The organism is Thermorudis peleae (assembly GCF_000744775.1).
In the GTDB taxonomy this organism is placed as follows: Bacteria; Chloroflexota; Chloroflexia; order Thermomicrobiales; family Thermomicrobiaceae; genus Thermorudis; species Thermorudis peleae.
This window is the reverse complement of record NZ_JQMP01000001.1, coordinates 37,158-62,519: the sequence shown is the minus strand read 5'-3', so window position 1 is coordinate 62,519 and position 25,362 is coordinate 37,158. Positions and strand designations below refer to the sequence as shown.

Below are 25,362 nucleotides of genomic sequence, written 5' to 3'. Positions count from 1 at the left end.
GGAGTGCACACTGTATGCTCTGGCAACACTACTATCGCCCAACGACACTGACCGACGCCCTTACGCTGCTTGACACTCTCCAAGGACAAGCACGCCTCGTCGCCGGCGGTACGGATGTCCTCGTTGAGCTTCGCCGAGGCATTCGGCCGACAACGACCTTAATCGACCTCACAGCGCTCTCGGAGCTGCGCTTCATTCGTGAAGAGAACGGCACACTCGTGCTCGGCGCGCTGACGACTCACAACGACGTCATTGCCTCACCACTATGCATTGAGCGCGCGTTCCCGCTTGCCCAGGCCTGTTGGGAAGTTGGCGCTCCAGCAATTCGCACGCGCGCGACCGTCGCCGGGAATATCGTCACCGCATCGCCTGCCAACGATACCATCACCCCGCTTGTTGCCCTTGACGCGGCAGTTGTACTGACCAGCCTGCAGCATGAGCGTGTTGTGCCATTGCGCGAGTTCTACACCGGCGTCCGGAAAACGGTCCTTGCCCCCAACGAACTCGTCCGTGAAATCCGCATCCCAGCCCTGCGTCCAACACAACGCGGCATCTTCCTCAAACTCGGGCTACGACGGGCGCAGGCGATCTCAGTTGTCAATGTCGCCATCGTACTCACGTTCGATGGAGCCCATATCGCCGAAAGTGCTCTTGCGCTCGGCAGTGTAGCCCCGACCATCATCCGTGCACGCAGCGCCGAGGCATTCCTGCGTGGCCGCGCCCTTACTCCAGAGACAATCGACCAGGCCGCGCAGCTCGCCAGCCAGGACGCTGCGCCGATCGACGATATCCGCGGCTCAGCCCGTTACCGACACACGGCAGTCGCCGCACTTGTACGTCAAGGACTCGAGCAGCTGGCGATCGGGCAAGAACGTCAGGGGTGGCCGACAAGACCTGTGCTACTGGAAATCCCCACACCCAGCCCAGCGATAGTGCCCTTTAACGGAACCATCCATGTCACGATCAACGGCCAGCCCACTGTCTTGCCGCCAAGTGCGGCCACGAAGCCTTTACTCGATGCGTTGCGCGAGGACGCTGGGTTGACGGGCGCGAAAGAAGGCTGTGCCGAGGGTGAATGTGGCGCCTGCACCGTTTGGCTGAATGGACAAGCGGTGATGTCGTGTCTTGTGCCAGCACCACAAGCACACGGCGGCGAAATCGTCACGATTGAAGGGTTAGCGGGCACGAGGCCGTCACCAACCGGCCTCCATCCTGTCCAAGCAGCCTTTATCGAACACGGCGCCGTGCAGTGCGGCTTCTGCATCCCGGGAATGCTCATGGCGAGCGCAATGCTGCTAGAGGAACGGCCACAACCGACCCCTGACGAGGTGAGAGTGGCGTTAAGTGGCAATATCTGCCGCTGCACAGGCTATCGGAAGATTGTTGATGCCGTGCTGGCAGCCGGAGGTGTCGCATGTCCGAAGTAATTGGCGCTGCGCTGCCGAGAGTCGATGCACTTGACAAGGTTACCGGCAAAGCGTGCTATCCGGCCGACCTCGTTCGGCCGGGCATGCTCTACGGGAAAGTGGTCTTTGCTCACCGCGTCCACGCGCGGATCACCCGGCTCGATACGCAGGCTGCACGTGCCTATCCCGGCGTCGTCGCCGTGCTCACTGCTGCAGACGTGCCATACAACGCCTATGGCTTGATCACCGAAGACCAGCCATTGCTCTGCAGCGACGTTGTCCGTTACGAAGGCGACAAGGTTGCACTCGTGCTCGCTGAGAGCAAAGACGCCGCTGAAGAAGGCGCGCGCCGTGTCATCGTCGAATACGAAGACTTGCCCGCGATCACTGACCCAGAGCGCGCACTTGACCCCGATGCCCCACTGGTCCATCCTGCGCGTGGCACGAACCTCCTGCTCCATGTGCCAATTCGCAAAGGGGATATTGCTCGTGGCTTTGCTGAAGCCGATGTGACAGTCGAGGGGGAGTTTCAGACGTCTTGGCAAGAGCATGCCTACCTGCAGCCTGATGCTGGCATTGCCTACATTGACGAGCATGGACGGGTTGTCGTCGAAACCGCTGGGCAATGGCTCCACGAAGATCGACGGCAGATCGCCAAAATCCTTGGCTTACCTGAGGAGCAGGTAGTCATTCGTTATGCAGCAATTGGCGGCGCTTTCGGCGGACGCGAGGACTTGAACGTGCAGCCGCTGCTTGCCCTGGCCGCATGGAAGCTGCGCCGTCCGGTCGCCATCGTCTGGAGTCGCGAAGAGACAACCATTGGCCACCATAAGCGTCACCCGGTGCGGATTCGCTGTCGCTGGGGCGCTCGACGCGACGGCAGGATCACAGCTGTGCAGGCAGACATTCTGGCTGATGGTGGCGCATATGCTTCCACAAGCGCGGAGGTGATCAAAGTCGCCGCGCTCTTCGCCTCCGGCTGCTATGAAGTGCCGAATATTTGGGTTGACGGCTACGCCGTCTACACAAACAATCCGCCAACCGGGGCGTTCCGCGGCTTTGGCGCACCACAGGCACACTTTGCCGCGGAGATCATGGTCACAAAACTTGCCCATGCGCTGGGCATTGATCCGAGTGAGCTCCGCCGCCGCAACATCTACCATGAAGGCAGTATCGAGCCGACCGGGCATCCGCTACCACCAGGCGTTAGTGCGCCGCTTGTCCTCGAGCGCTGTGTTGACGAAGCTCGAGCGCGGCTCGGCTACGGCCAGCCACGCGAGCATCCAGCCCCACATCTCCGCCGCGGCGTTGGGCTGGCCTGTGGGATCAAGAACCTCGGCTACTCCTTCGGCTATCCCGAACAGGCTACGGCCACCGTTGAACTCTTCGGCCGTGGCGACCTGGAGCGCGCCTGCGTTCGCATTGGCGCAGCTGACGTTGGCCAAGGAGCCCACACGATCCTGCGGCAGATTGCGGCTGAAACACTCGGTTTACCGCTTGAGCGGATCGAGTTAATCTGCGCCGATAGTGCAGAAGCGCCCAACGCTGGCAGCGCTTCAGCCTCGCGGATGACACTGATGGGTGGGCGAGCAGTACACGATGCTGCTCGTGAAGCGCTCCGCAAGTGGCACGAAACGGACGCTGAGCACGTTAGCGCCACCGTTCAGTTTCGCCCGCCACGCACGACGCCGCTTGACCCAGAGACCGGCGAATGCATCCCCAACTACTGCTACGGCTACACGGCGCAGGCCGTAGAGGTGGAGGTGAACATAATCACCGGGCAAGTTCGTGTCGTGCGTGTTATCAGTGTGCACGATGTTGGCCGAGCAATCAACCGCCAGCAAGTCGAGGGGCAAATCGAGGGATGCCTTGCCCAGGCACTCGGCTTCGCGCTGCTCGAGCACTTCCAGGTCCGTGATGGCAAGATCCTGACACCAAACTTCAGCACATATTTGCTTCCGACTGTGCTCGACATGCCCGAGGAGATCATCCCGGTCATCCTCGAACATGACGATCCGAATGGTCCCTACGGAGCACGCGGCATGGCCGAGATGCCACTGGTGCCGTTTGCCGCTGCCGTCGCGATCGCGATTCACGATGCCGTTGGGGTGTGGATCACACGCCTGCCAATGACGCCAGAGCGAGTGTTAGATGCGTTAGGAGCAGCTCAGCATCATCAGGCACCCGCGCTGCGTTAAGCAGTTGCCTGCATTCGACAGGAGGCAGATAGATGTGCAGGACACCGGCTGATCACAAGGAATCACGCGCCCCACCAACGCAGCATGACGCTCTGGATAGGGGATGTGGACCGCTGCTGATGACGGACAACAGTGAGGGCAATCGTACTGTCACGGCCCCTCATCTGCTTACCAGCAGAACGGCGCAGAGCACGGGGCCGGAAGATGGAGGAGGACGATGAAACGTCGCGACCTCATCAAAGCCATGATCGGCATGACCGTCGCAACGGCGTGTGGCCAAGCGAGCAGCCCAACGCCAACGCCAGCGAGTGGTGGAGCTGCGCCAACGGCGACGAAGGCCGCCGCAAGCACAAGCGGTGGCACGGCCACAAGTAGTGGCAAGCTCAAAGTCGCCTTTGTCTATCCAGCGCCAGTCGGCGACGCGGGTTGGAGTTGGGCCCACGACCAAGGGCGCCAAGAAATTCAGCAAAAATTCCCCGATATTGAAACAGCCTACCAGGAAAATGTGCCGGAAAATCCAGCGGACGCCGAGCGCGTCATCCGGGACTTTGCCCGCAAAGGATTCAAGATCATCGTGACCTGCTCCTTCGGCTACATGGACTCAACCCTCAAAGTCGCGCAAGAGTTCCCTGATACCGTCTTCATTCACATCTCTGGCTACAAGACGGCGAAAAACGTCGGGACAGCTTTCGGCAAGATCGAAGAGCCACGTTACGTCTCAGGGATGCTGGCCGGCAAGATGACAAAACGCAACGTCCTCGGGTATGTTGCCGCATTCCCAATCCCCGAAGTGATCCGCGGCATCAACGCATTTACGCTTGGCGTACGAGCCGTCAACCCTGCCGCAAAGGTCAAAGTCGTCTGGACCAACACCTGGTATGACCCGCAGAAAGAGCGCCAGGCAGCTGAATCGCTCATCGACAGCGGCGCCGATGTCGTTGCCCAGCATCAAGATTCGCCGGCAACACAGCAAGCCGCTGAAGCCCGCAATGTTTACGGCATAGGGTATGATAGCGACATGCACAATGCCGCGCCACATGCCAACTTGACGAGCCCAATTTGGCATTGGGGTGTCTACTATACGCAGCTTGTGCAGCAAGTAAAGGCAGGCACCTGGAAATCGGAGCAATACTGGGGCGGCTGGAAAGACGGTATTGTTGACCTTGCGCCACTAAACACGATGGTGCCAGCTGATATCAAGCAACAGATTGAGGCGGAGGTCAACAAGTTCAAGAGCGGTGAGAAAACAATCTTCACCGTCTTTGCTGGACCACTGAAAGATCAACAAGGCCAGGTGAAGATACCACAAGGACAGTCAATGACTGGCGACCAGATTCTCAACATGAACTGGTTTGTTGAGGGCGTTGAGGGGACGATCCCCCAGTAAGCCTCTCACCGACCGCAGGCACGACAGACGATAGGGGAGCGCTGCATGGCAAGTGAAGCCTGTCCAGCGGTCGAGATGATCACCATCACCAAGCGGTTTGGAGACGTGCTGGCTAATGATGCGATCTCCTTTCGGGCTTGGGCTGGGGAAGTCCATGCCCTGCTTGGTGAGAACGGGGCTGGGAAATCGACGCTGATGAGCATCCTTGCGGGACTGTACCGGCCGGACGCTGGGCATATTCTGATCGACGGCAAGCCAGTCACCCTGCGTTCTCCACGCGACGCCATCCGCCTTGGCATTGGCATGGTGTACCAGCACTTCATGCTGGTCGACGCGCTGACGGTCGCCGAGAACGTGGTGCTCGGCGCACGTGAGCACGGCCTGTGGCTTGATACCGCCAAGGTGAGCCGCCAGCTCCGGCAGTTAAGCGAGCAATACGGGCTGCCAGTCGCGCCAGAGACGCCCGTGTGGCAACTCTCGCTTGGCGAACGGCAACGGGTTGAGATTGTGCGCTTACTCTGTTACGGTGCCCGTGTGCTCATCTTTGATGAGCCAACCGCGGTCCTCACCCCGCAAGAATCTGCTCAGTTGCTGACAACATTGCGGGCGATGGCCGCACAGGGTCTTTGCATCATCTTCATCTCACACAAGTTGCGCGAAGTACTCGCCGTCGCTGATCGCATCACGGTGCTCCGGCGTGGGCAAGTCGTTGGCACGGTTGCAGCTCACGAGGCCGACCAACGCGAACTTGCCCGCATGATGGTTGGCCGCGACGTCGTGCTCCCCGAGCGCCGCACACCGGCTACGCCGGGGCCAGCCTTGCTTACCGTACGTGACTTGCACGTGCACGATGACCGCGGGCGGTTGGCGATTCCAGGCCTTGATCTGACGATCCATGCAGGAGAGATTGTCGGGATCGCTGGCGTTGCAGGGAACGGTCAGCGCGAGTTGGCCGAAGCGCTGGCTGGTGTGCGACGCGTTGCCAGGGGATCAATTCGCCTTGGTGATCGCGAACTGGCCGGCCGCCCTCCACGCGACTTTATCGCCGCTGGCATCGCGTATGTGCCGGAAGATCGCCTCGGCACTGGGTTAGTCGGTGGATTACCGGTGTGGGAAAATGCCGTTCTCCGCGCGTACCAGCGCCAGCCCTATGCGCAGGGACCGGTCTTGCGCCGCCCAATGATCCGGCGGTTCGCTGAGGACCTCGTCCAGATCTATCAGATCGTCCCGTCGCGTGTCGATGTACCCGTGGGCATGCTTTCGGGAGGCAATCAACAGAAGTTGCTGCTCGGGCGCGAACTAGCCCAGCATCCGCGCTTGCTTATTGCCATGCACCCAACGCGCGGCGTCGACATTGGCGCGATTGAGGCGATCTATCAGCTCCTCCTTGAGCAACGAGCTGCCGGCGTTGGCATTCTGCTGATTTCCGAAGATCTCGACGAGATTCTTGCGCTGTCTGACCGGATCGGCGTCATGTACGAAGGCCGCCTTGTTGGCATGGTACCCGCTGAGACTGCCGAGCGCGAACAACTCGGACTACTCATGGCTGGCATCGTGCCAGGCACGACCGTTACTGCATCACCCTTAGCAAGCACTGAGCAGGCAGGATGGTGAGCATGGCTGTATCAGCACAGACGACACCCAGTGTGCGGCGGGCACGTTTGCGCATCGAGCGGCGGTTCACCCCCTCACGCGTCACCCAAGTCGTTGCTCCGCTCCTCGCCCTTGTCCTCGCGCTCCTCATCGGCAGCATCGTGCTGCTCGCACTACGTGCTAACCCGATCACGGTCTATCGCGCAATGGTTCTCGGCGCGTTCGGCTCAGTCTATGCCCTAGAAGAAACACTCGTGAAGGCGACGCCGCTGCTCCTCATCGCCCTTGGGCTTGGGGTTGCCTACCGCATGCGTGTCTGGAATATTGGTGGTGAGGGGCAGTTTTATCTCGGGGCAATCGCCGCAACCGGCACAGCCCTCTTCATCCTGCCCACAGCCCCAGCGCTGATACTCATTCCGGCCATGCTGCTCGCTGGCTTTCTCGGCGGGGCAGCCTGGGCGCTCATTCCTGGTCTCCTTCGGGCATGGGCAGGCGTCAATGAGATCATTACCAGCCTGATGCTCAACTACGTTGCCATCCTCCTTTCCGAATATTTGGTGCATGGTCCGTGGAAAAACCCGCATGGGTATGGCTTCCCTGGCACACGCGAACTTCCAGACGCGGCGTCACTTCCACGGCTCGGCACGACCAACATTCATCTCGGGCTTGCCTTTGGGATTATTGCCGCAGCTCTCCTATGGGCCGTGTTCCGCTGGACACGCTGGGGATATGAGATTCGCGTCATTGGCGAGAATGTGCGCGCTGCCCACTACGCAGGAATGCCGGTTGCGCGCAACATTGTGCTCGTCATGCTTGTCAGCGGGGGACTCGCCGGTATTGCCGGGATGAGTGAGCTTGCTGGAGTTGCCCATCAGCTCCAGCGCAATTTCTCGCCAGGCTATGGGTATACCGCGATTATTGTTGCCTGGCTCGCCCAGCTTAATCCATGGGCAACGATCGTCGCTGCAGTGCTCTTTGCCGGGCTTTTAGTCGGGGGCGACCAGCTACAGATGAGCCTCGGACTTCCAGCGGCCATCGCGCCGATGCTCCAGGGCACGATGATTCTGTGTTACTTGCTGTGCACCGAAGTTCTTCGTCGCTACCGGCTAACGTGGACACGACAACGCACCTCTTCAGCATCAGCCGTTTCAGCACCAGCCGAGTAGCGTGGCAGGTAAAGCGAGCGGAAGGCAAGGGACGATGATTCTCATCGCAGCACTGGCAGCTGCCGTCAGCTCTGGGACAGCGCTCTTGCTTGCGGCACTTGGTGAAGTATTGGCTGAGCGCTCTGGCGTGATGAACCTTGGCGTGGAAGGCATGATGCTGATCGGAGCTCTCGCCGGCTTTGCCACGACAGTGTGGACTGGCAACCTCTGGCTTGGCCTGCTCGCGAGCCTTTTTGCCGGCGGATTGCTTGCAGCACTGCACGCCGTGCTCACCGTTACCTTTGGCGCTGATCAGATCGTCAGTGGCCTTGCGCTGACGCTCTTCGCGACCGGCCTTGCCTCGTTCCTCAGCAAACCACTCGTTGGCCAGGCAGCCCCCGTCTCGTTTCGCGCCATGGCGCTACCCCTGCTTGCCGACATCCCTATTCTCGGTCCAATCTTCTTCCGCCAAAACGCACTTACCTACCTGTCCTACGTGCTTGCGATTGGCCTCTGGATTGTGCTCTTCCGCACTCACCTCGGGCTTCTGATCCGTGCGGTTGGCGACAGCCCTGCAACGGTTGATGCGATGGGCCATAGTGTGCCGCTCCTGCGCTCAGTAGCCGTCATTGTCGGCGGCATGTTTGCCGGCCTGGGCGGCGCTGCCATTGCCCTTGGCACGAATCCGTCGTGGACAGAGAACATTACCGCAGGCCGTGGATGGATCGCAGTCGCGCTCGTTGTGTTCGCTACGTGGAATCCGTTGCGCGCGGTCCTCGGCGCCTATCTCTTCGGCAGTGTGGAAGCAGCCCAGTTTCTGCTCCAGGCAGCTGGCGTCGCCGTCTCAGCTTTCTTTCTCAATATGCTGCCGTACGTAGCGACTATTCTGGTCCTCCTCATAACAACGCAAGCTGTGGCCCGGCAACGGCTTGGTGCTCCGGCGGCTCTTGGCATGCCATACCGGCGTGAAGCACGGGCCTAACGCGCCTTTCGTGGTAGACAGAGTGAAGGGATACCATGCGATGGGAACCCTGCTGGTTCGGCATGCGCGTCGTTTGCTGACCATGGACGATGCGCTGACCGAATGGGAAGATGGCGGGATCTACGTTGAAGACAATGTCATCCGCGCTGTTGGCCCAACGACAGCCCTTCCCGAGCATGCAGATACCGTGATTGACGCCACCAACCACGTGGTGCTGCCTGGGTTAGTAAATACGCACCACCATTTCTTCCAGACCCTCACCCGTGCTCTCCCGGCGGCACAGGACGTCGGCCTCTTTGCCTGGCTTCGGTATCACTACCCGATCTGGGCACGGCTTACGCCAGAAGCGATACGCGTAAGCACGCAGGTGGCCATCGCCGAATTGCTCCGTTCTGGCTGTACGACGGCCGCGGATCATACCTACATCTGGCCAAATGGCTCGCGGCTTGACGATCAGATCGAAGCTGCCCAACAGCTCGGCATCCGCTTCCACGCCGCACGTGGCTCAATGTCGGTCGGCGAATCACGCGGCGGTCTACCACCGGACGCGGTCGTCGAGGACGAAGAGACTATTCTCCGTGACTGCCGGCGTGTCATCGAGCACTATCATGATCCAGCGCGCTACGCCATGGTGCGGATCGTCGTCGCTCCCTGTTCGCCATTCTCGGTCTCACCAACCTTGATGCGGCAGAGCGCTGAACTGGCACGTGCCTACGGTGTGCATCTGCACACGCACTTGGCCGAGACCCGAGACGAGATTGCCTACTGCCGTGAAACCTTTGGAAAGCGGCCTGTTGAGCTTGCCGAAGAACTTGGCTGGGTTGGTCCGGATGTCTGGCATGCTCACATGGTGCACCTCACCGAGGACGAAATCGGACGCATCGGCCACACGCGAACGGGTGTGGCACACTGCCCGACATCAAACATGCGCCTGGGGTCGGGCATTGCCCCAGTACCCGCGCTGCTCCAGGCTGGCGCACGGGTCGGGCTCGGCGTCGACGGATCAGCCTCGAATGACAGCTCACACTTGCTGGCCGAGGCACGCAACGCGTTGCTGCTCCACCGGATTACCGGCGACCCGGGTGCACTGACTGCACGTCAAGTCCTCTGGCTCGCAACACGTGGTGGGGCAGCAGTCCTTGGCCGTGACGACATTGGCCAGCTGGCCCCAGGAATGGCCGCTGATTTCATCGGCGTGCGTATCGATAGCCTCGATCTCGCCGGCGGAGCTGTCCACGATCCGGTTGCAGCACTTGTCTTCTGCCACCCGCCGTACGTCGACTTTAGCGTCGTGAATGGGCGAATCCGCGTCTGGAAAGGGGAGATTGTCGATCTCGATCTGCCTGCACTCATTGCCCGGCACAACGCGCTCGCGCACGCACTTGTCCGCGGTGAGCCTGTGCGATAATGCCGGGGAGGGGAAGGGGGAGAGCACGATGCCGCGGTTCGCCGCCAATCTCAGCTTCCTGTTCACAGAGATGCCGTTTCTTGAACGCTTTGCTGCGGCACGCCAGGCAGGCTTTCGCTTCGTCGAGTACATGTTTCCCTACGACGAGGAACCACACACGCTCGCCACAACGCTGCAGGCACACGGACTGACGCAAGTGCTGTTCAATCTTCCCGCAGGCAACTGGGCTGCTGGAGATCGCGGGATTGCGATTCACCCAGAGCGGCAGGAGGAATTTCGGCAAGGGGTGGAGCGCGCGCGTGTCTACGCCCGCGCGCTCGGCGTGCGACGCATCAACTGCTTGGCAGGCATTGTTCCGCCAGGGCTAGCACACAAGGACGCAACTGCCACGCTCGTTGCGAACCTCCGCTACGCTGCCGACGTTCTGGGTGAGGACGGCATAACGCTGCTCCTCGAGCCAGTCAACGACCTCGATATTCCTGGATTCTTCATCAGGACCGGTGCCGAAGCCCTACCAATCGTTGAAGCCGTGGGCGTGCCAAACCTCCGCATCCAGTATGATGTCTATCACGCTGTGCGGATGGGGGAAGACCCACTCGCTTTTCTCCGCGAACACATGTCGCTGATTGGTCACGTCCAGATTGCCGATGTGCCAGGGCGCCATCAACCCGGCACCGGCCGCGCTCCGCTGCGCGACGTGCTCATCGAGCTTGATCATCTTGGCTATGACGGCTATGTTGGACTTGAGTACGTGCCAGTTCCTGATACCTGGCACGCTTTCGACTGGATCGAGGCCGCTGGCTTTCAACGCTAGGCAGGAGGACAACGGTGGAGCAGATCGGGTTTATCGGGCTGGGCATTATGGGCAAGCCAATGGCCCGCAACCTGTTGCGTGCCGGCTTCCCGCTCACGGTCTACACACGGAATCAGGCGACGGTCGCTGAATTCGTTGAGCAGGGGGCGAAAGGCGCTCGCAATCCGCGCGAGGTGGCGGAGCAGAGCACTGTTGTCATCACTATGCTCCCGGATTCGCCAGAAGTGCAGGAGGTTGCGCTTGGACCGAACGGCGTGATCGAAGGGATCAAGCCCGGGAGCCTCTTCATCGACATGTCAACCATTGACCCGGCTGTCGCTCGCGCAGTCCATGCAGCGTTTGCTGAGCGGCAGGTGGAGGCATTGGATGCCCCTGTCTCGGGCGGACAAATTGGCGCCGAGCAAGGTACCCTCTCCATCATGGTCGGCGGGTCTGAAGCGGCGTTCGAACGCGCTCGGCCGATCTTCCAAGTCCTCGGCAAGAACATCACCCACGTTGGTGGACCGGGCGCTGGACAGGTCGCCAAGGCTTGCAACCAGATGGTCGTGGCCTTAACGATTCAAGCTGTTGCTGAGGCTCTCACGCTCGCCGCTCGGGCTGGCGTTGACCCAGCGCGGGTACGCCAGGCGTTGCTCGGTGGCTTTGCCCACAGCCGCATTCTCGAAGTCCACGGCCAGCGCATGCTCGAGAACGCCTTTACTCCGGGCTTCCGCGCGCGCTTGCATCGCAAAGACTTGCGGATTGCGCTGAACCTCGGACGCGAGTTTGCGACGCCGCTTCCAGCAACGGCGCACGTTGCAACGCTCTTCGACAGCTTGATTGCAAACGGCGGGGCTGAACTTGACCATGCCGCACTTGCGCTCGTCTATCGCACGCTTACTGGCGAGGGAACCACGGCAACTGAGCACTCGGCAACAGCGTAGCACCCTCAGATGCACCCTGTTGGAAAGGAGGCCACCACCGCCCGTATTCGTCTCTCTGCCTGGCAGAGCAGCAGGGTGCCAGCGAAGCAGGTAGCGCAGTGGACACTGCTGGTGTAACCGCTATTACCGTCGTGCACCGCCGGCAGCGGATACGGTATCGTGTGCCACGTGGGGCTGTGCTTGGCGAGCGTGCTCCTCGGGAGCTTAGCGCAACGGTGGTGGAGCAGACGTAGCAGGCAGCGCCATGAGCTCGCGAAAGATTGCCGGCAGGTTCGTCGCGGCCGAAGCCGGTTCGCTCAGATGCAGTCGCTGGGCGATCCCGTTCAAATGGGCATCCATAAGCTGGATTGCACGCTGCTGATCACCAGCTATGATCGCATCGAGCAGTTCTTGATGTTCAAGGTGTGAGCAGAGCTCTTCATTCGACCCACCATAGAGTGCAAGCAAGAGCGACGAGCGCGCAACCAGTCCACGGATCAGTTCTTCGAGCACCGTATTGCCGGTGAGACTAGCCAAGAGGATATGGAACTGACCAGAAAGCCGAATCATCGTATGCCGATCACCCTGCTCGAAGGCCATACGCTCGGCAGCAACATGCTCCGCCAGGCGAGCTGCCTGCTCGGCACTCAGCGAACCGACCAATTCACGGATCGCGAGTTCTTCGAGCACTGTACGGACAGCGAACAAGTCACGGGCTTCCTTGGGCGAGGGCTGGGCAACCGTCGCGCCGCGGTTTGGACGCAAGTCAACCATCTTATCGTGTGCCAGGCGCAAGAGCACGCGACGAATCCGCTGCCGATTCACACCGAAAACGGCGGCGAGCGTCTCTTCAGGTAAGTGCGTGCCCGGCGGTAAACGATGTTCAAAGATGGCACGACGAACAAGATCATAGATAGATTGCTCGAGCGCTGCTCCATTTTGTCGCCTGATTGCAGTCTCGCGAGCCATGACTTGTGCTCCGACTCCCAGATTGATCCTTCGGGTAACCCCACGCACTTCCCGATTATGCCATGGACCGTGTTCGTGCTCTCACGACATTTTGAAGGTGACATAATTAATTGCCTTCAATGAGGGGCATTGCCGAGACACAGGCAAGGGGCTTTGCCGTACATCGATACCGCGAGCCACTGCAACACAGGCGGATACTGAGCATGCCGGCGGCGTCGTCGTCAGCATCGATCCCGCAGTGTTTTGAGCAACGCGACGCAACCTGTCGGTGCGGCGTGCTCAGCATCGCTACTATGATGAGACTTTCGTGCCTGCACGCGCGGGCTTCACCGACGGTATGCTCTGCGGCAATGACACACGCTGCATTGCCGCGCTGCCATGCGCGCAGCGAATTACGCCAACTGCCTGCCAGCAAGGAACCATGAGCCGCTGGACTGTGGCAGCACTGCATGAATGCCGTTGCATGCTGATCCACCAATGCCGACACATGCTGCCGTGCATGCCTGGAATACATGTGAGAGCGCTAACCTCTGTGGCGACGTGATCCTGCTGCGCTCTCGCGGGCAGGAACGACAACACCCATTGCCACCCTCCGGTACACCAAGTGGCCACGATACATTGTCCTGGGATGAACGAGCATAATATTTTGCGGATAAGGATTCTTATACGCAAAGAATTGCATTGTGAGGACCTTCATCGCTTCGCCTCGTCCTCTCGCCTCGCTCTTGCAAGCGGTCTGCGGGCTTCCTCAAGGAATGGATAGCGATCGTCATTTTATCTTTGACGCATCCACTTACTCGGCGGACTGTGCCCTCGTGTCCGCTATCAGAGGTGGGGCCACCAGTAAAGGACAATAGCCATGCCGGCGAAAATGAGCAATCCGGCCGAGGCCACTTGGACGTAGGGAATGGCCCGACGCAGTATCGCAACAAGACCGGTCTTGACGAATGCCAGGGCGAGCGTTAAGGCAAGGACAACGCTCGCCATGCCAAGCCCGTAACTGAGGAGTTGGACAAGCCCACGCCCCACGCTACCGCTGACAAGCGCGCTCCCCGCTGCAACCATGAAGACTGGTAAGGTGCAGCTGAGTGAAGCCAGACCATAAGCAAGGCCAAACAGAAAGAAGCCTTGCGCTGCGCGCAGTGCACTAGTAGGGGGATCAGCGGCCTCGGCTGTACTCCGGCTTGTGCTACCCGATTGCATGCGAGCGTGCTGCCCAAGGCGGTCGGCAAGTTCTTCAAAGATAATGGGATTGAGCGTACGCCCAAGGAGTAACAGAAGGCCGAGTATGATGAGCACGCTGCCAATCGTTAAGCCAACCCAAGGCATGATGGGGAGCAAAAGCCGTCCACCAGCAGCGACGACCAGCCCGGCTAGTACGAAGAGTATGAGAAAGCCGAGTGAGACAGCGATGCCAACCGCCAACGCTTCACCAAGCCGCCGGGGCAGCGAACGACCAGCCTGCGGCACTGCGCCAAGGTAGAGTGCGAGATAGGCGGGCAGCATCGCAAATCCACAGGGATTCACAGCTGCGAGCATACCTGCCCCAAAGGCATAGCCAACCGGTAGCCAGTCAACGAGCACGGAAAGCCAGTGGGCTACCCAGGCTTGTACGATTCCCATCGGTTATTTCCCTCCAAGTACCTGGTCAAGTACCTGTCGAAGCTGGCCGGCGTTGAGCGGGGCTGGACTTGAGTAGGCCAGCCGTCCCTGTCGATCAATGATGATCGTCTGGTCAAGGCTTTGCACGCCGAGCAACCGAGCAATCTGCAAGTTCCGGTCAATGGCCCACGGCAGCGTTGAGCCGCTGATCCCCGCCTGTTGTTCGAAGGCAGCAAGCGTCTGTGGAGTTTCGGTCGGTTCGACTGATAACATGACGAGGTCGATACCGCGCTGGTGATATTCGGGATAGAGCTGGGCCCAGGTGCGCGTACCAGGAATGCAGGAGGCGCACCACCCTGCCATAGTGTAGAAGACCACAACGCGGCCCCGATGCTCGCTCAGCCGAAACGGGGTACCGTCAACAAGGGTCAAGGAGAAATCGGGGGCGGGTTGACCTACGGCAACGGGGCCGGACGAAGACATATTCGGCGGTTGTGTTACATGCTTCGGGAAGATGACAAACACGGCCAGTGCGACGAGGCCAAGGCCGAGTACGATACCGGCTACAACTCGGCCGAGAGGGAAAGGCTGCCGCGCCTTCCGCCTTGCTTGCCGGGTTGAGCGGGGAGTGGGCATTCTCGCCTGTGGTGGATGCGCCATTGCCGCTGCCTCCTGTGTCATTCTTAGCAACACCCGTTGGCGCCGACGCTAGCCCGACGAATAAGTTGCTGGAACTGAGCAGGGTCAGCTGGTGCCGAGCCCCGGTAGACTGTCTGGCCATTCGGGGCAATGACGATGACTTGGTTGATGTCACGCAGGCCAAGCTGACGCGCCAAAGTTCCTGTGTTGTCAATAGCCCACAAGACAGCCGTCCCGCCGAGGAAGTCACGAAATGCTGCGACGTCTTGCGGAGTGTCAAGCGGGTCGATATCGAGCGCGAGTGCGACGATGGTGGGTTGCTGGGCCGCAGCGCGGATCAGGGCCTGGGCTTGGGCAGTACATGCTGCACAACCGCCCGTGGTCAGGGACAAGACGACAACCGGACGGCCACGCGCGTCAGCAAGGTGGAACACCCGCCCATCGAGCAGGCGCACAGCGAAATCTGTGTCAGCAGCTGGGGCCGCTGTCGGGGATAACGTTGCTACCTGCGAGGTCGCGACAGTTGTCTTTGCTATAGCCGGAGTCGGAGTTGCTACGTGCGGCGAAGACGCTAGCGTTTGCTCGGCTGATACCGCGGATGGCGATGCTTCAAGGGCGGTCTGGGCAGTTGGTTTCGTTGTGGTCGGTGTTGGTGGGACTGGCGTTGTCGCTGGCCACGTCTTTTCTGGAGTCGTCTCCGGCCCTGCCGTTGGGGTTGACGTGGCAGATGTCGGCTGACCGAGTTGAGGCATGGCTGTCGGCGCCGGGGAAGCTACCGCCGGCGTTAGCGATTGCTGGGTAGCACGTGGAGAACCGGACTGCACAGGCGTAGCGCTGCCTGTCACACACGCAACAGCAATGAGGGTGAAGCCGAGCAGCAGCGTACTAACGCGCAAGAGGCCGTGACGAGCGTGCAGTGTGAACTGGTCGCGCGTCGACAACATCGTTTGCCTCCGTATCCGGTGTTGCCTGAGACTGCTGCCGGGCGGGCGTTGCGGACGTACTCAGCGACACGCAGCAGGAGCCTCCGATTTCCTGGGCAGTGGCCCGTGCGCGCCGCCGAAGCACGATGAGGACAGCACTACCGAGCGCAACACTACCCACCAGGCCGAGCGTGACCGGCCAGCTCAGGCCAATGGCCCGGCCTAGCCAGCCGACAAGAAAAGCGACCCCTGGCCAGCTGCAAGGGCAGGCGAGCACAGCGAGAACGACGATGCCAAGGGTTTTCCAACTCACTCGAGGTTGTCCTTCCATCCCGTCACTCCCTCCGTGCGCGCAACTTACGCTAATGGACAACCCAGCACGCCAGCAGCGTGATCGGCTGCGAGGTCTTTAGCCAGTGCCAGTAGTAACGGCACGCGTTCGTCAACGACCCGGTAGTACGCAAATTTGCCTTCCCGTCGTACCGTGACCCACCCACAGGTGCGCAAGCACCCGAGATGGGCTGAGATTCGGCCTTGGGGTTGACCAAGGCGTTCGACAAGTGCGCTGACATGGAGCTCGCCTTCGCGGATCAGAAGCTCAAGGATCCGCACGCGTGTTGGGTCACTCAGTCCATGAAGCAACCTGGCAACAAGTTCTGGCGTAGCCGTGTGACGAGAATCTGGGAGCGCTCGTGCACTCCCGCTGCGCCTCACCTGCCCAACGCGGCGGCCCGCCCGCGGGTGCAGTCCGAGTTCAGCGGGTTGCTCCGGTGTCATTACCTCTGCCTCCGGCATCTCATGTGCTTCTTCCATGCGTTCCTCCTTTCGCATCATCTCTACTACGCACAGCAAGAGAGTCGGGCTACGTCTTGGGTGACCGCGAGAGCAGCTAGGCGCAATCCCTCGCTACTGGTCAGGTATGGTGACAAGTGGTTACGGAGATCGTCGAGCGTTAGCCGGTGAACAACGGCCAACGTCGCAGCTTCGATCAGCTCGCCAGCAGCAGTGGCCACAGCATGGACGCCGAGTATCTGCTCAGAGTCAGCGTCAGCGACAACCAGAACGCCTCCATACGGCTGCAGATTGACCCGCTCGCGCGCAATGACTGCTGCTGGAGCAAAACCACTCACGACAGAGTAGCCTGCTGTCTCAGCCTGCGCGCGCGTCTGCCCGACAGATACAACTTGCGGTGAAGTAAAGATGACCGCAGGCACAGCTGACAGGTCAGCAGGCCGCGCTTCGCCTAACAATGCGTTGCGAGCGGCGAGTCGCCCCTCATAGGCAGCCACATAGACAAATTGAGGGCCGAGTGTGACGTCGCCAGCGACGTAGACCCGCGGATTGGTCGTCCGCAGGGTTGCATCATGTGCTGGCGCACCTCGATCGTCGACGGCAACGCCAGCAGCCCTCAGGTTGAGCTGGTCAGTATTAGGCTGGCGACCGGTTGCGACAAGCAAGGCGTCTGCCTCAATCGTCTCCGTGTGCCCAGACTGGTTGAGTGTCAGACGCACGCCAGCACCGACCCGCTCGATCTGAAGCACGTGGGAGCCAAGGGCAAAGCGCATGCCCTCAGCTTCGAGCGCCTGCTGCAGCGCGCTCGCTAACTCTGGCTCAGCCTCTGGCAAGAGGCGTGGACGGCGCTGGATCAAGGTAACCGCGCTACCAAGTCGCTGGAACGCTTGCCCCAACTCGAGGGCAACGTAGCCAGCACCGAGTATCGCGAGTGAAGCAGGAATATGGTCAAGATCGAGCGCGGTTGTACTGGTGAGAAACGGGACATCTCTCAAGCCGGGAATAGGAGGAACAGCTGGCTGTGCTCCAGTTGCGATGAGGATAGCGCGGGCACGGATGCGGCGCCCGTTGACTTCGACAGTTTGGCCATCAACAAAGCGTCCCTCTCCACGGATCAGTTCCCAGCCATAGAATGCGATCAGGTCTTCATACTTCTCCCGGCGTAACTCGGCAATCAGCGCGCGCTTTTGCGCGACATGCGCCGCCAGATCGATGCCCTCAAGCCGGCTCACCACCGCTTGATACGGGCTCGTGCGCGCCTCGTGGGCAACTTCAGCTGCACGAAGCAAGAACTTGCTTGGCACACAGCCAATATTGACGCATGTCCCACCAATGGTGCCTCGCTCAATCATCACAACGCTGGCGCCAAGCTGCCGCGCTTCGATCGCCGCGGCGAAGGCTGCCGACCCGCTGCCGAGGATCACGAAATCGACATCAGCAGGCTCGCTCACCGGTGCAGTCCCGCCTGCGCCTGGCAGTGGCTGCATCCGCGCCTCTCCAGGAACATAGTGGTGGCGTGAACCGCCAGCCGCTGCCACGGCGCGACGGAAGCGCTCAAGGTCGGCATCGGCCGGCATACGAAATGTCACAGTGCGGCTGCGCCAATTGGCGCTGGGGTTGCGCGCTCCAGCTTGTGTGAGGGCCTGTTCAACGCGCCGCTCACAGGCCGCGCACGTCATACCATCGACTACAAGGACAACTTCATACTCAGACGATAACGCCATCGTGTTCCTCCCATGCAACGTCAGCGACGCCCCGCGAGACGCTCGTCGGCTGCACGCTACAGCATCCCGACGAAGCACCCTGGTTATGGCGCCATGCCCAGCTTCCAATACGAATGGCGAGGTTAGCGAGAATGGCCACAAGCAAGACTTGCTGACGGTGGACGAAGAGCCAGTTCAAGGGGCCAAGAGCCCAAAGTAGGAACGGGGAAATCGACCACATCTCACGCAGGGCAGCAAGGAGGAGCATCAGGCTAGCCAGCGCGAGGTCGAGAGTCCGACTAAGGGGATCACGAGTGAACCGGGCGGCAACGCCAAGCGCTCCAGCGGCGATGACAAGCAGCAACGCTTCAGCCCGAGCAAGCACGGTAAACGCTGCTGCTCCCCCAACTGCAGAAAGGACAAGGGCGAGCCACTGGATAAGCGCCCATGTACAGCAGGCGATGGCGCTCAGCGCCAGTCCGCTGATCGCAGCGAACCCCTCGAGCCCTGTGCCCACCCAATGCCACTTCACACGAAGCATTCTTTTATCGGTCTTTGCTTTCTGACGTTCTGGCAAACGCGCTTGCATGGCGCTCTCCTTACTGGTCATGACGTGGCACATTCACGCTGCGTCCAGGGCTAATGCAAGCTTGATGAGTTGCTGGCTCAGGCCAGTGACTTGCGTTATCGGGAAGATGGGAACACGTGAATAATGCAACTGATTGAGCGAGTGATCAGCCTCCACCACGGGAACCTCTTCCCTTCGCATTCTGCGTAGCGAGATGGAACAGACTCAGGCATGCCCACACGTCTTATTACTTGCAGTGCTACGAGCCGCAGCTCGTTGGCACATAATCATTTTATCGTATTCGGATATGAAGATACAAGTCAGGAAAAACGAGACAATTTTCTGTGGCATTTTCAGACTATCTCGATCACGGAAGATTCGATTTCGTTTTTGTATTGCTTCACCGTGACAAGCAGGAACGAGTACCCACGGAACTTGGCAGTGATCGGCGAATGCATTGGGATGCGACGACCTACGGTAGGCGTGCCGCGGCACTCATGAAGCCAACGGCAACGAGGAGGATGCCGAGTCCAACACGTGGAAAGATCGCCAGATGACGGAACAGAGCCGCGAGGCGAACCGGATCGTCGTGTTCACGCAATGCCAGAATCTCGGCTGCCAGTGACTGCTCCGCTCGTGACTCCTGGAACAGATGGAAGAGGTAGAGTCCGCCTCCTAGGGATCCGCCAATGAGGATGCGGTGCCCCCATGCGGTCGTTACGAGCAGGAGAGGATGGCCATGAGCAAGCAGGAGGAACAGCCCAAGGCCACTCAGCACAGCGAGTCCTCCGAGAACAGTAGCGAGTTGAAAGACCAGTGGGAAAGCGAGGATGAGGAGTTGTGCCCGGGTCTGCGGATCGACGCGGCGTAAGGTCGGCAGCAAGACGAAGTTGACTGTTAATACTTCCCCGACCCAGCCGAGGCCAGTCAGCAGGTGGAGGAGCCGTAAGACAAAGACGAGATCGGTCATCATCATGCATGTTCTCCTTGCTTACACGACACTGGCAAGCCGCTACGTCAGCCTGGGCAACGAGAGGCCCTAGCCATACCTCTCGATGCTACACGCGACGATTTCTCCTGAGGTGTTTCCACTCATCGTCTAGAATCCGCCTAAGCTCAGCGGATAACAGGCCATCAAGGTGAGCCGGGAGCTTCTCGCGCGGGTAGTGCCATCGCTACCGGGGCATGCAGCAGTGAGGCCATTGGCTCGCTGGGCAGGGACCAGCTGATGCATCGCACGCGACTCGCTCGTTCTCAGGGCGTTGTCGGTCTACACAGCCCTGGACACGGCCGCGCAGGAAACGGGACTCGCAGGGTGCCTGCATTTTGTCTATCATCAATCGCGTGCCACACGGCAAACGGTGGCAACATCCTAAGGTGAGCGGCGGCAAATGCGACTCGTGCGACGAATCATCCAGCAACTCCAGCGCCTTCCCAGCGGCGCGTGGCTAGTCGTCTTACTGGGGCTGGTAACCATCTTTTTCGTGAATCAGCGGCGCGAGCTGGTGCGGCTGACCCTGGTCTGGCGTCATGCCGACCCGCGTTGGTTGTTCGTGACGCTCCTGCTTCAGCTGGGCATCCTCCTGGTCATTGCGGCGAACCTTCGGACAATCCTGGCGCGGCTTGGCTACCCCTTGCCCATTCGCACACTATTCCGCGCTGACCTTCACCGCTTGCTCGTGAGCACCGTCACGCCGTTTGGCGTCGCTCCTGGCACCTACGTCTTCACGCAGGATCTGGCCCAGTTCGGGGTGCCCACCGAAGCATCCCTCCTCTCGCTCGGGCTCTACGCCGCGCTCGGCTATACGTCGTTTGTGCTTTTGCTGATCCCTGCGCTCATCTTGCTCATCCTCGACCACGCCCTAACCCCCCTCATGTTGAGCGGTGTTGCTGCGCTGAGTCTGGTTGCTGGCACATTCATCGGCGGCGCGGCGCTCGTGCTCAGCGGCCTACCTTTGCCCGATCGCCTTGTCAGTATGTTGCCGGAGGAAGTCCGCCAGCTCATCGACGGCCTGCGCAGCCGGCGCATTCGCGTGCGCGACCTCGGCCTCCCCTTCCTGTTTGCGCTGACAGTCGACCTGGCCAACGTCGCGCTGTTAGCTGCCTGCCTCCGCGCGACGGGCGTCCATCCTCCGCTGCTCGTGGCGCTGATTGGCTATCAGGTCGGCTTGCTCTTTGCCTTCGTCATCCCGCTCTTTCAAGGCACCGGCGCGGTCGAACTGTCGATGACGCTCGCGCTCGAGCAACTCGGTGTGCCCGGGGCTGCCGCCCTCGCGGCCTCGTTGCTCTACCGCCTGCATGAACTCTGGTTGCCGTTCGCGCTTGGGCTCGCACTCCGCCTTGGGCAAGACCGCGAGGTACGTCGTTTCGTTCGGCATTTGCCAGCTCTGGTGCTCTTCCTCACAGGACTGCTCTCAATTTTGGTTGCGACGACGCCACACATGATCCCTCCACGGCTGAACCGGCTGAGTGAGTACTCGCTCTTTGAGCCGCAGGAGTTCTCGCGTACCTTCGCCGTCGTCCTCGGCTTCTTGCTCATGTACCTGGCCTATCAACTCTGGCGTCGCAAGCGCACAGCCTGGCTTGCCTCGCTTGCTCTGTTGGCTGGCCTGATTCCGATCCACGGTCTACGCGGGGGCGACCCATGGATTTCAGTACTGGCTGGCATCAACATTGCGATTCTGCTCTGGCGCCACAACGACTACCATGTCCGCTCTGACCTGCCAACGTTGCAACGTGGTCTCGCGTTTACTGTGTTTAGCTTTGCCTTTGCCCTCGTGTACGGCGCACTCGGATTCCAACTGCTCGGCCCACGCGCGTTTGGCGAGCACTTTCGCTTCCACGAGGCAATTGAGCAGACACTTGCCACCTACTTTGGCATCGGCGGACGAACCATTCACCCCCACACCCGCTACGGCGCGTGGTTCCTTGACTCGCTGACCGTGATTGGCATTACCACGCTCGCAGTCGCGGCTTTCTCCCTCACCCGCCCCGTCGTTTGGCGCTATCGCACGCACCCACAGGAGCGTCAGCGTGCTCGGCAGCTGATTGAGCGGTATGGCAACTCCTCGCTTGATTTCTTTAAGTGGTGGCCGGATAAGCTCTTCTTCTTTCCCTCACACGGCGAGGCCGTGATCGCCTATGGCGTCAGTCTCAACACGGCCGTTGTCCTCGGCGACCCCGTTGCCGCGACACCAGCAGACTTCGACCGCGTACTCGACGAGTTCCTCGACTTCTGCGACGCGAACGACTGGCGGGTCGCTTTCCATCAAGTGCCTGAGACACATCTTGCGGCATACCGCGCGCGTGGACTCGAGGCAATCAAGATCGGCGAAGAAGCCGTGCTCGACCTGCGCTCGTTCTCGCTCCGGGGCGCGCGCCGTAAGCCGCTCCGATGGATTGTGCATCGCCTTGAGCGCGAGGGATATCACGTTGTCTACTACACCCCACCCCACAACGACACGCTGCTTGCTCATCTTCGTGCCGTTTCCGACACATGGCTCACTGGACTAAACCGGCGTGAACGTAGCTTCACCCAAGGGCAGTTTCGCGATGATTATGTCAGGTGGACGCCGATCGTTGCGGTCGAGAGCGCAACCGGGCAGATTGTCGCCTTCGTGAACCTGATCCCGAGCGGGGTGCCGGGCCAACTCACCTTCGACCTCATGCGTCGGCTGCCAGAACCCAATGGTGCAATGGACTTTCTGCTCGTCAAGCTCATTGAACGAGCCCAGGCGCACGGCTACACTAGCCTGTCGCTTGGGCTGGCTCCACTGGCTGGTGTGACGCCTGAAACCGGGGTGGACTTGACAGCTCGCGCCATTCAGCTCTTCTACACACGGTTGAACCGGCTCTTCTCGTTCACTGGTTTACGGGAGTACAAGGACAAATTTGATCCAGTCTGGGAGCCACGGTACCTCGTCTACGAGACTGAACTAGCGCTACCACTGATTGCGCTGGCAGTCGTACGGCTCACTGAGTCCTACGATCCACGCCGGGCTGCACGCTTCCTGCCTGGCGAGCCACTCTGGGATCCTTTCAGCCTCAGCGTGTCTTCTACTGCTGTATCGGCACAAGCCCCTGCATCATCGCTATCATAGCGGGTAGTGCATTGTCCACAGTCGCATCGTGCATTCGGAGGGGGATGTCATGGGGATTCTCCGTCTTCCATTCCGCGGATGGTTCCAGGTCCTTGTTGGTGGCCTCATCCTCTTTGTTTTGCTGCAGCGTGCGATTCAGCAAACGCATAACCCGAACTACGCGCCAGCCCTGCTCCTCATCGGTGCCTTCCTGGTGCCTGTCACCTTTGTCCTCTGGCTCTATGAGCACGCGCTGCCGGAACAGCTGGCACCACATGTCGTTATCTGGAATTTTGTTTGGGGCGGCGTCCTTGGTGCGACGGTCGCTGGCACGCTGGAGTACGATACCTACCGTAGCCTCGGCTTCCTGCCGCTCATTGCTGTTGGGGTGATCGAGGAGCTGAGCAAGCTCATTGTGCCATTGGTCGTCTATCTTTTCGGCCGCTCTCGCAGTGAAGCAACCGGCTTGGTACTTGGTGTTGCTTCTGGGATGGGTTTTGCGGCGCTTGAGACGATGGGCTACGGCTTCGTCGCACTCCTTGCTTCACGAGGTAATGTTGGCTTAGTTGAGACTGTGTTGCTTATCCGGGGCTTGCTCTCGCCCGCCGGACACGCTGCGTGGACCGGCCTCGTTACCGCAACGCTCTGGCGCGAGCGTGCCCAAACAGGCCATGGGCTCATCCGGGGAGCGACCTGGCGCGCACTGCTGCTCGCGATCATTCTCCATACCCTATGGGATACATTTCAAACGCTGCCAGTTAGCTCACCAATGGGCTGGCTGCTTGCCGAGACATTGAGCGGGCTCGTGGCCATCGTGAGCATCACGCTGCTTGTCCGGCGCATTCGCGAATCCTTTGCCCGTTCCATCGACACTGTGACAGCACCCCATGCCTAGGTGCTTCACCCCTACCAGTCACATGCGCCTGGGAAGCAGTCTGGTGCAGCTTGGGCGTGTGCTACCGTGCCATGTTGACCAGCGTGTGATCGAATCGGACCCCACCCTGACGCCATGCCTTAACCGGTTGCAGCGAGCAACGCAGCGCTGACGTCCCATGTCGCTGGGTCACCATCATAGTCTGTCCGCCGGGCCAGGCACGCCTGTACCAACGCCGCAGGATCGAAGAGGCGTTCGGCAGCGGTTGCTTCTTCAAGCGTCGCATGTGCTGTGGGATGCAGCGGGACGAAGACTGTGCAGCAGTCATCATCGCGAATGCGCGAGATCGGCTCGGTCCCGATGCGCACAGCCTCAGCCATGATCTCATCCTTGTTAAACCCGACCAACGGCCGTAGCAGCGGCAGGTCGGTCACTGCACCGATTGCCCGCATATTCTCAAGCGTCTGCGAACTGACCTGCCCGAGGCTTTCCCCCGTTACGATCGCTCCAGCACCCTGCTCGTGGGCAATCGCCGTTGCGATGCGGAGCATGAGCCGCCGGTAGAGTACAACGCGCAGTTCAGGCGGAGCGGCCAGGGCAATCTCCCGCTGGGCATCGCCAATCGGTACGATATGGAGGCGCATTCCTGGCTGGTAGCGCCCAAGGTGCTGGGCAATCGAGATCACCTTCTCAATCGACGTCGGCCGGACGTAGGGATAGGCATGGCAGTGCACAAGGGTCAAAAAACAGCCGCGCTTCATCATCCGATAGGCAGCGACTGGCGAATCGAACCCACCGGAGAGCAGGACAACGACGCGGCCACTCACGCCAACCGGCAATCCGCCAGGCCCGCGGTATTCTTCGCCGGTCAGGAGTGCCCGGTCATAGAGCAGGTCAACCCGATAGGTTACGGTCGGCGCAGTCAAGTTTACCGGGGCGCCAGTGCGCTCTTGGATGTGCTGACCGAGAATCCGCTCAAGCTCGGGCGACGTCAGCGGATATCCCTTGTTTGTGCGCTTGACACGGACGCAGAAGCTGCCAGGAGGCGGGCCGGTCAGCTCGAGTAGCCGGTCAAGTCCCGCTGTCAAGGACTGCACACTCGTTCCTGTCTCAAGTGCGAGCCCGTAGGAACTAACCCCGAAAACCCAATCAAGCCGCTCACGAAAGGCCGGCCAACTTTCCAGTTCTGAAAGGGGCACCAGTACCCGCAGGTTGCGAACCTGAATGCGCCCGTGCGGCAGCCCGCTGAGCGCGTACTCAAGGTTCCCAACCAGCGTCCGCATAAACCAGGGGCGATTCGCCCCTTTGAGTGCAACTTCGTGGACACGAGCAATCAGGAACAAATGCCGCGCGCGCTGCCTCATCCCCATGGTTCACA

Annotated in this window: 22 protein-coding genes; 11 read left to right on the top strand and 11 right to left on the bottom strand. The window is 60.5% G+C overall.

Annotated features, from left to right (window positions below; translation table 11 throughout):
* The first annotated feature begins 14 nt into the window (after positions 1 to 14).
* From N675_RS13305 to N675_RS00245, 9 genes are all read left to right on the top strand, one after another.
* Positions 15 to 1,427 (top strand): FAD binding domain-containing protein, encoded by a 1,413-nt coding sequence (locus N675_RS13305; RefSeq protein ID WP_051913668.1) that lies wholly within the window; start codon positions 15 to 17, stop codon positions 1,425 to 1,427.
* A complete protein-coding gene (locus tag N675_RS00280; protein WP_038037283.1) occupies positions 1,415 to 3,604 on the top strand; it encodes a xanthine dehydrogenase family protein molybdopterin-binding subunit in 2,190 nt (729 codons plus the stop codon). The genes N675_RS13305 and N675_RS00280 overlap by 13 nt, the downstream gene beginning before the upstream one ends.
* 217 nt (positions 3,605 to 3,821) lie before the next feature.
* The gene (locus N675_RS00275; protein ID WP_038037279.1) at positions 3,822 to 4,991 is read left to right on the top strand and encodes a BMP family ABC transporter substrate-binding protein; all 1,170 of its coding nucleotides are present in this window, start codon (positions 3,822 to 3,824) and stop codon (positions 4,989 to 4,991) included.
* Between the two features lie 45 nt (positions 4,992 to 5,036).
* Positions 5,037 to 6,605, top strand: a complete 1,569-nt coding sequence (locus N675_RS00270) for an ABC transporter ATP-binding protein (protein ID WP_038037274.1) — start codon at positions 5,037 to 5,039, stop codon at positions 6,603 to 6,605.
* A 2-nt stretch (positions 6,606 to 6,607) separates the two neighbouring features.
* Positions 6,608 to 7,750, top strand: a complete 1,143-nt coding sequence (locus tag N675_RS00265; protein ID WP_051913666.1) for an ABC transporter permease — start codon at positions 6,608 to 6,610, stop codon at positions 7,748 to 7,750.
* A 34-nt stretch (positions 7,751 to 7,784) separates the two neighbouring features.
* Positions 7,785 to 8,711, top strand: coding sequence for an ABC transporter permease (locus tag N675_RS00260; protein WP_038037271.1), 927 nt, complete (start codon positions 7,785 to 7,787; stop codon positions 8,709 to 8,711).
* 40 nt (positions 8,712 to 8,751) lie between these two features.
* On the top strand, positions 8,752 to 10,119 hold the full coding sequence (locus N675_RS00255; RefSeq protein ID WP_038037268.1) for an 8-oxoguanine deaminase: 1,368 nt from the start codon (positions 8,752 to 8,754) through the stop codon (positions 10,117 to 10,119).
* 28 nt (positions 10,120 to 10,147) lie between these two features.
* Positions 10,148 to 10,933 (top strand): hydroxypyruvate isomerase, encoded by a 786-nt coding sequence (gene hyi, locus N675_RS00250; protein ID WP_038037266.1) that lies wholly within the window; start codon positions 10,148 to 10,150, stop codon positions 10,931 to 10,933.
* A gap of 14 nt (positions 10,934 to 10,947) precedes the next feature.
* Entirely contained in the window at positions 10,948 to 11,856 is a 909-nt protein-coding gene (locus N675_RS00245) for a 2-hydroxy-3-oxopropionate reductase (RefSeq protein WP_038037264.1), read from the top strand.
* 204 nt (positions 11,857 to 12,060) lie between these two features.
* Here the strand turns inward: N675_RS00245 and N675_RS00240 are convergent, their stop codons facing one another.
* The 10 genes from N675_RS00240 to N675_RS00195 form a co-directional block, all read right to left on the bottom strand.
* The gene (locus N675_RS00240) at positions 12,061 to 12,804 is read right to left on the bottom strand and encodes a GntR family transcriptional regulator (RefSeq protein WP_051913662.1); all 744 of its coding nucleotides are present in this window, start codon (positions 12,802 to 12,804) and stop codon (positions 12,061 to 12,063) included.
* Positions 12,805 to 13,629: 825 nt separating this feature from the next.
* A complete protein-coding gene (locus N675_RS00230) occupies positions 13,630 to 14,427 on the bottom strand; it encodes a cytochrome c biogenesis CcdA family protein (RefSeq protein ID WP_051913660.1) in 798 nt (265 codons plus the stop codon).
* Between the two features lie 3 nt (positions 14,428 to 14,430).
* Positions 14,431 to 15,066 (bottom strand): peroxiredoxin family protein, encoded by a 636-nt coding sequence (locus N675_RS00225; protein WP_038037262.1) that lies wholly within the window; start codon positions 15,064 to 15,066, stop codon positions 14,431 to 14,433.
* Positions 15,067 to 15,089: 23 nt separating this feature from the next.
* Positions 15,090 to 15,989 (bottom strand): TlpA family protein disulfide reductase, encoded by a 900-nt coding sequence (locus N675_RS00220; RefSeq protein WP_038037260.1) that lies wholly within the window; start codon positions 15,987 to 15,989, stop codon positions 15,090 to 15,092.
* Complete coding sequence (locus N675_RS00215) at positions 15,931 to 16,299, bottom strand: hypothetical protein (RefSeq protein ID WP_038037257.1); 369 nt, start codon at positions 16,297 to 16,299, stop codon at positions 15,931 to 15,933. The genes N675_RS00220 and N675_RS00215 overlap by 59 nt, the downstream gene beginning before the upstream one ends.
* Positions 16,300 to 16,325: 26 nt before the next feature.
* A complete protein-coding gene (locus tag N675_RS00210; RefSeq protein WP_231577872.1) occupies positions 16,326 to 16,781 on the bottom strand; it encodes an ArsR/SmtB family transcription factor in 456 nt (151 codons plus the stop codon).
* Between the two features lie 26 nt (positions 16,782 to 16,807).
* Positions 16,808 to 18,484, bottom strand: coding sequence for a mercury(II) reductase (gene merA / locus N675_RS00205; RefSeq protein WP_038037255.1), 1,677 nt, complete (start codon positions 18,482 to 18,484; stop codon positions 16,808 to 16,810).
* Positions 18,468 to 19,052, bottom strand: coding sequence for a hypothetical protein (locus N675_RS00200; RefSeq protein ID WP_038037253.1), 585 nt, complete (start codon positions 19,050 to 19,052; stop codon positions 18,468 to 18,470). The genes merA and N675_RS00200 overlap by 17 nt, the downstream gene beginning before the upstream one ends.
* 33 nt (positions 19,053 to 19,085) lie before the next feature.
* The gene (locus tag N675_RS14700) at positions 19,086 to 19,211 is read right to left on the bottom strand and encodes a hypothetical protein (RefSeq protein WP_277870616.1); all 126 of its coding nucleotides are present in this window, start codon (positions 19,209 to 19,211) and stop codon (positions 19,086 to 19,088) included.
* Positions 19,212 to 19,503: 292 nt separating this feature from the next.
* Positions 19,504 to 20,007 carry a hypothetical protein gene (locus tag N675_RS00195; protein WP_038037251.1) on the bottom strand — a complete coding sequence of 168 codons (504 nt, stop codon included), beginning with the start codon at positions 20,005 to 20,007 and terminating at the stop codon, positions 19,504 to 19,506.
* A 415-nt stretch (positions 20,008 to 20,422) separates the two neighbouring features.
* Here N675_RS00195 and N675_RS00190 point away from each other — a divergent pair, with 415 nt between their 5' ends.
* Positions 20,423 to 23,131, top strand: coding sequence for a phosphatidylglycerol lysyltransferase domain-containing protein (locus tag N675_RS00190; RefSeq protein ID WP_038037249.1), 2,709 nt, complete (start codon positions 20,423 to 20,425; stop codon positions 23,129 to 23,131).
* A 49-nt stretch (positions 23,132 to 23,180) separates the two neighbouring features.
* Positions 23,181 to 24,005, top strand: a complete 825-nt coding sequence (locus N675_RS00185; RefSeq protein WP_051913658.1) for a PrsW family intramembrane metalloprotease — start codon at positions 23,181 to 23,183, stop codon at positions 24,003 to 24,005.
* 119 nt (positions 24,006 to 24,124) lie between these two features.
* On the opposite strand, the gene thiI is transcribed toward N675_RS00185, so the two are convergent.
* Positions 24,125 to 25,354: a tRNA uracil 4-sulfurtransferase ThiI gene (thiI, locus tag N675_RS00180; protein ID WP_051913655.1), complete on the bottom strand. Its 1,230-nt coding sequence runs from the start codon at positions 25,352 to 25,354 to the stop codon at positions 24,125 to 24,127.
* Positions 25,355 to 25,362: the final 8 nt, after the last annotated feature.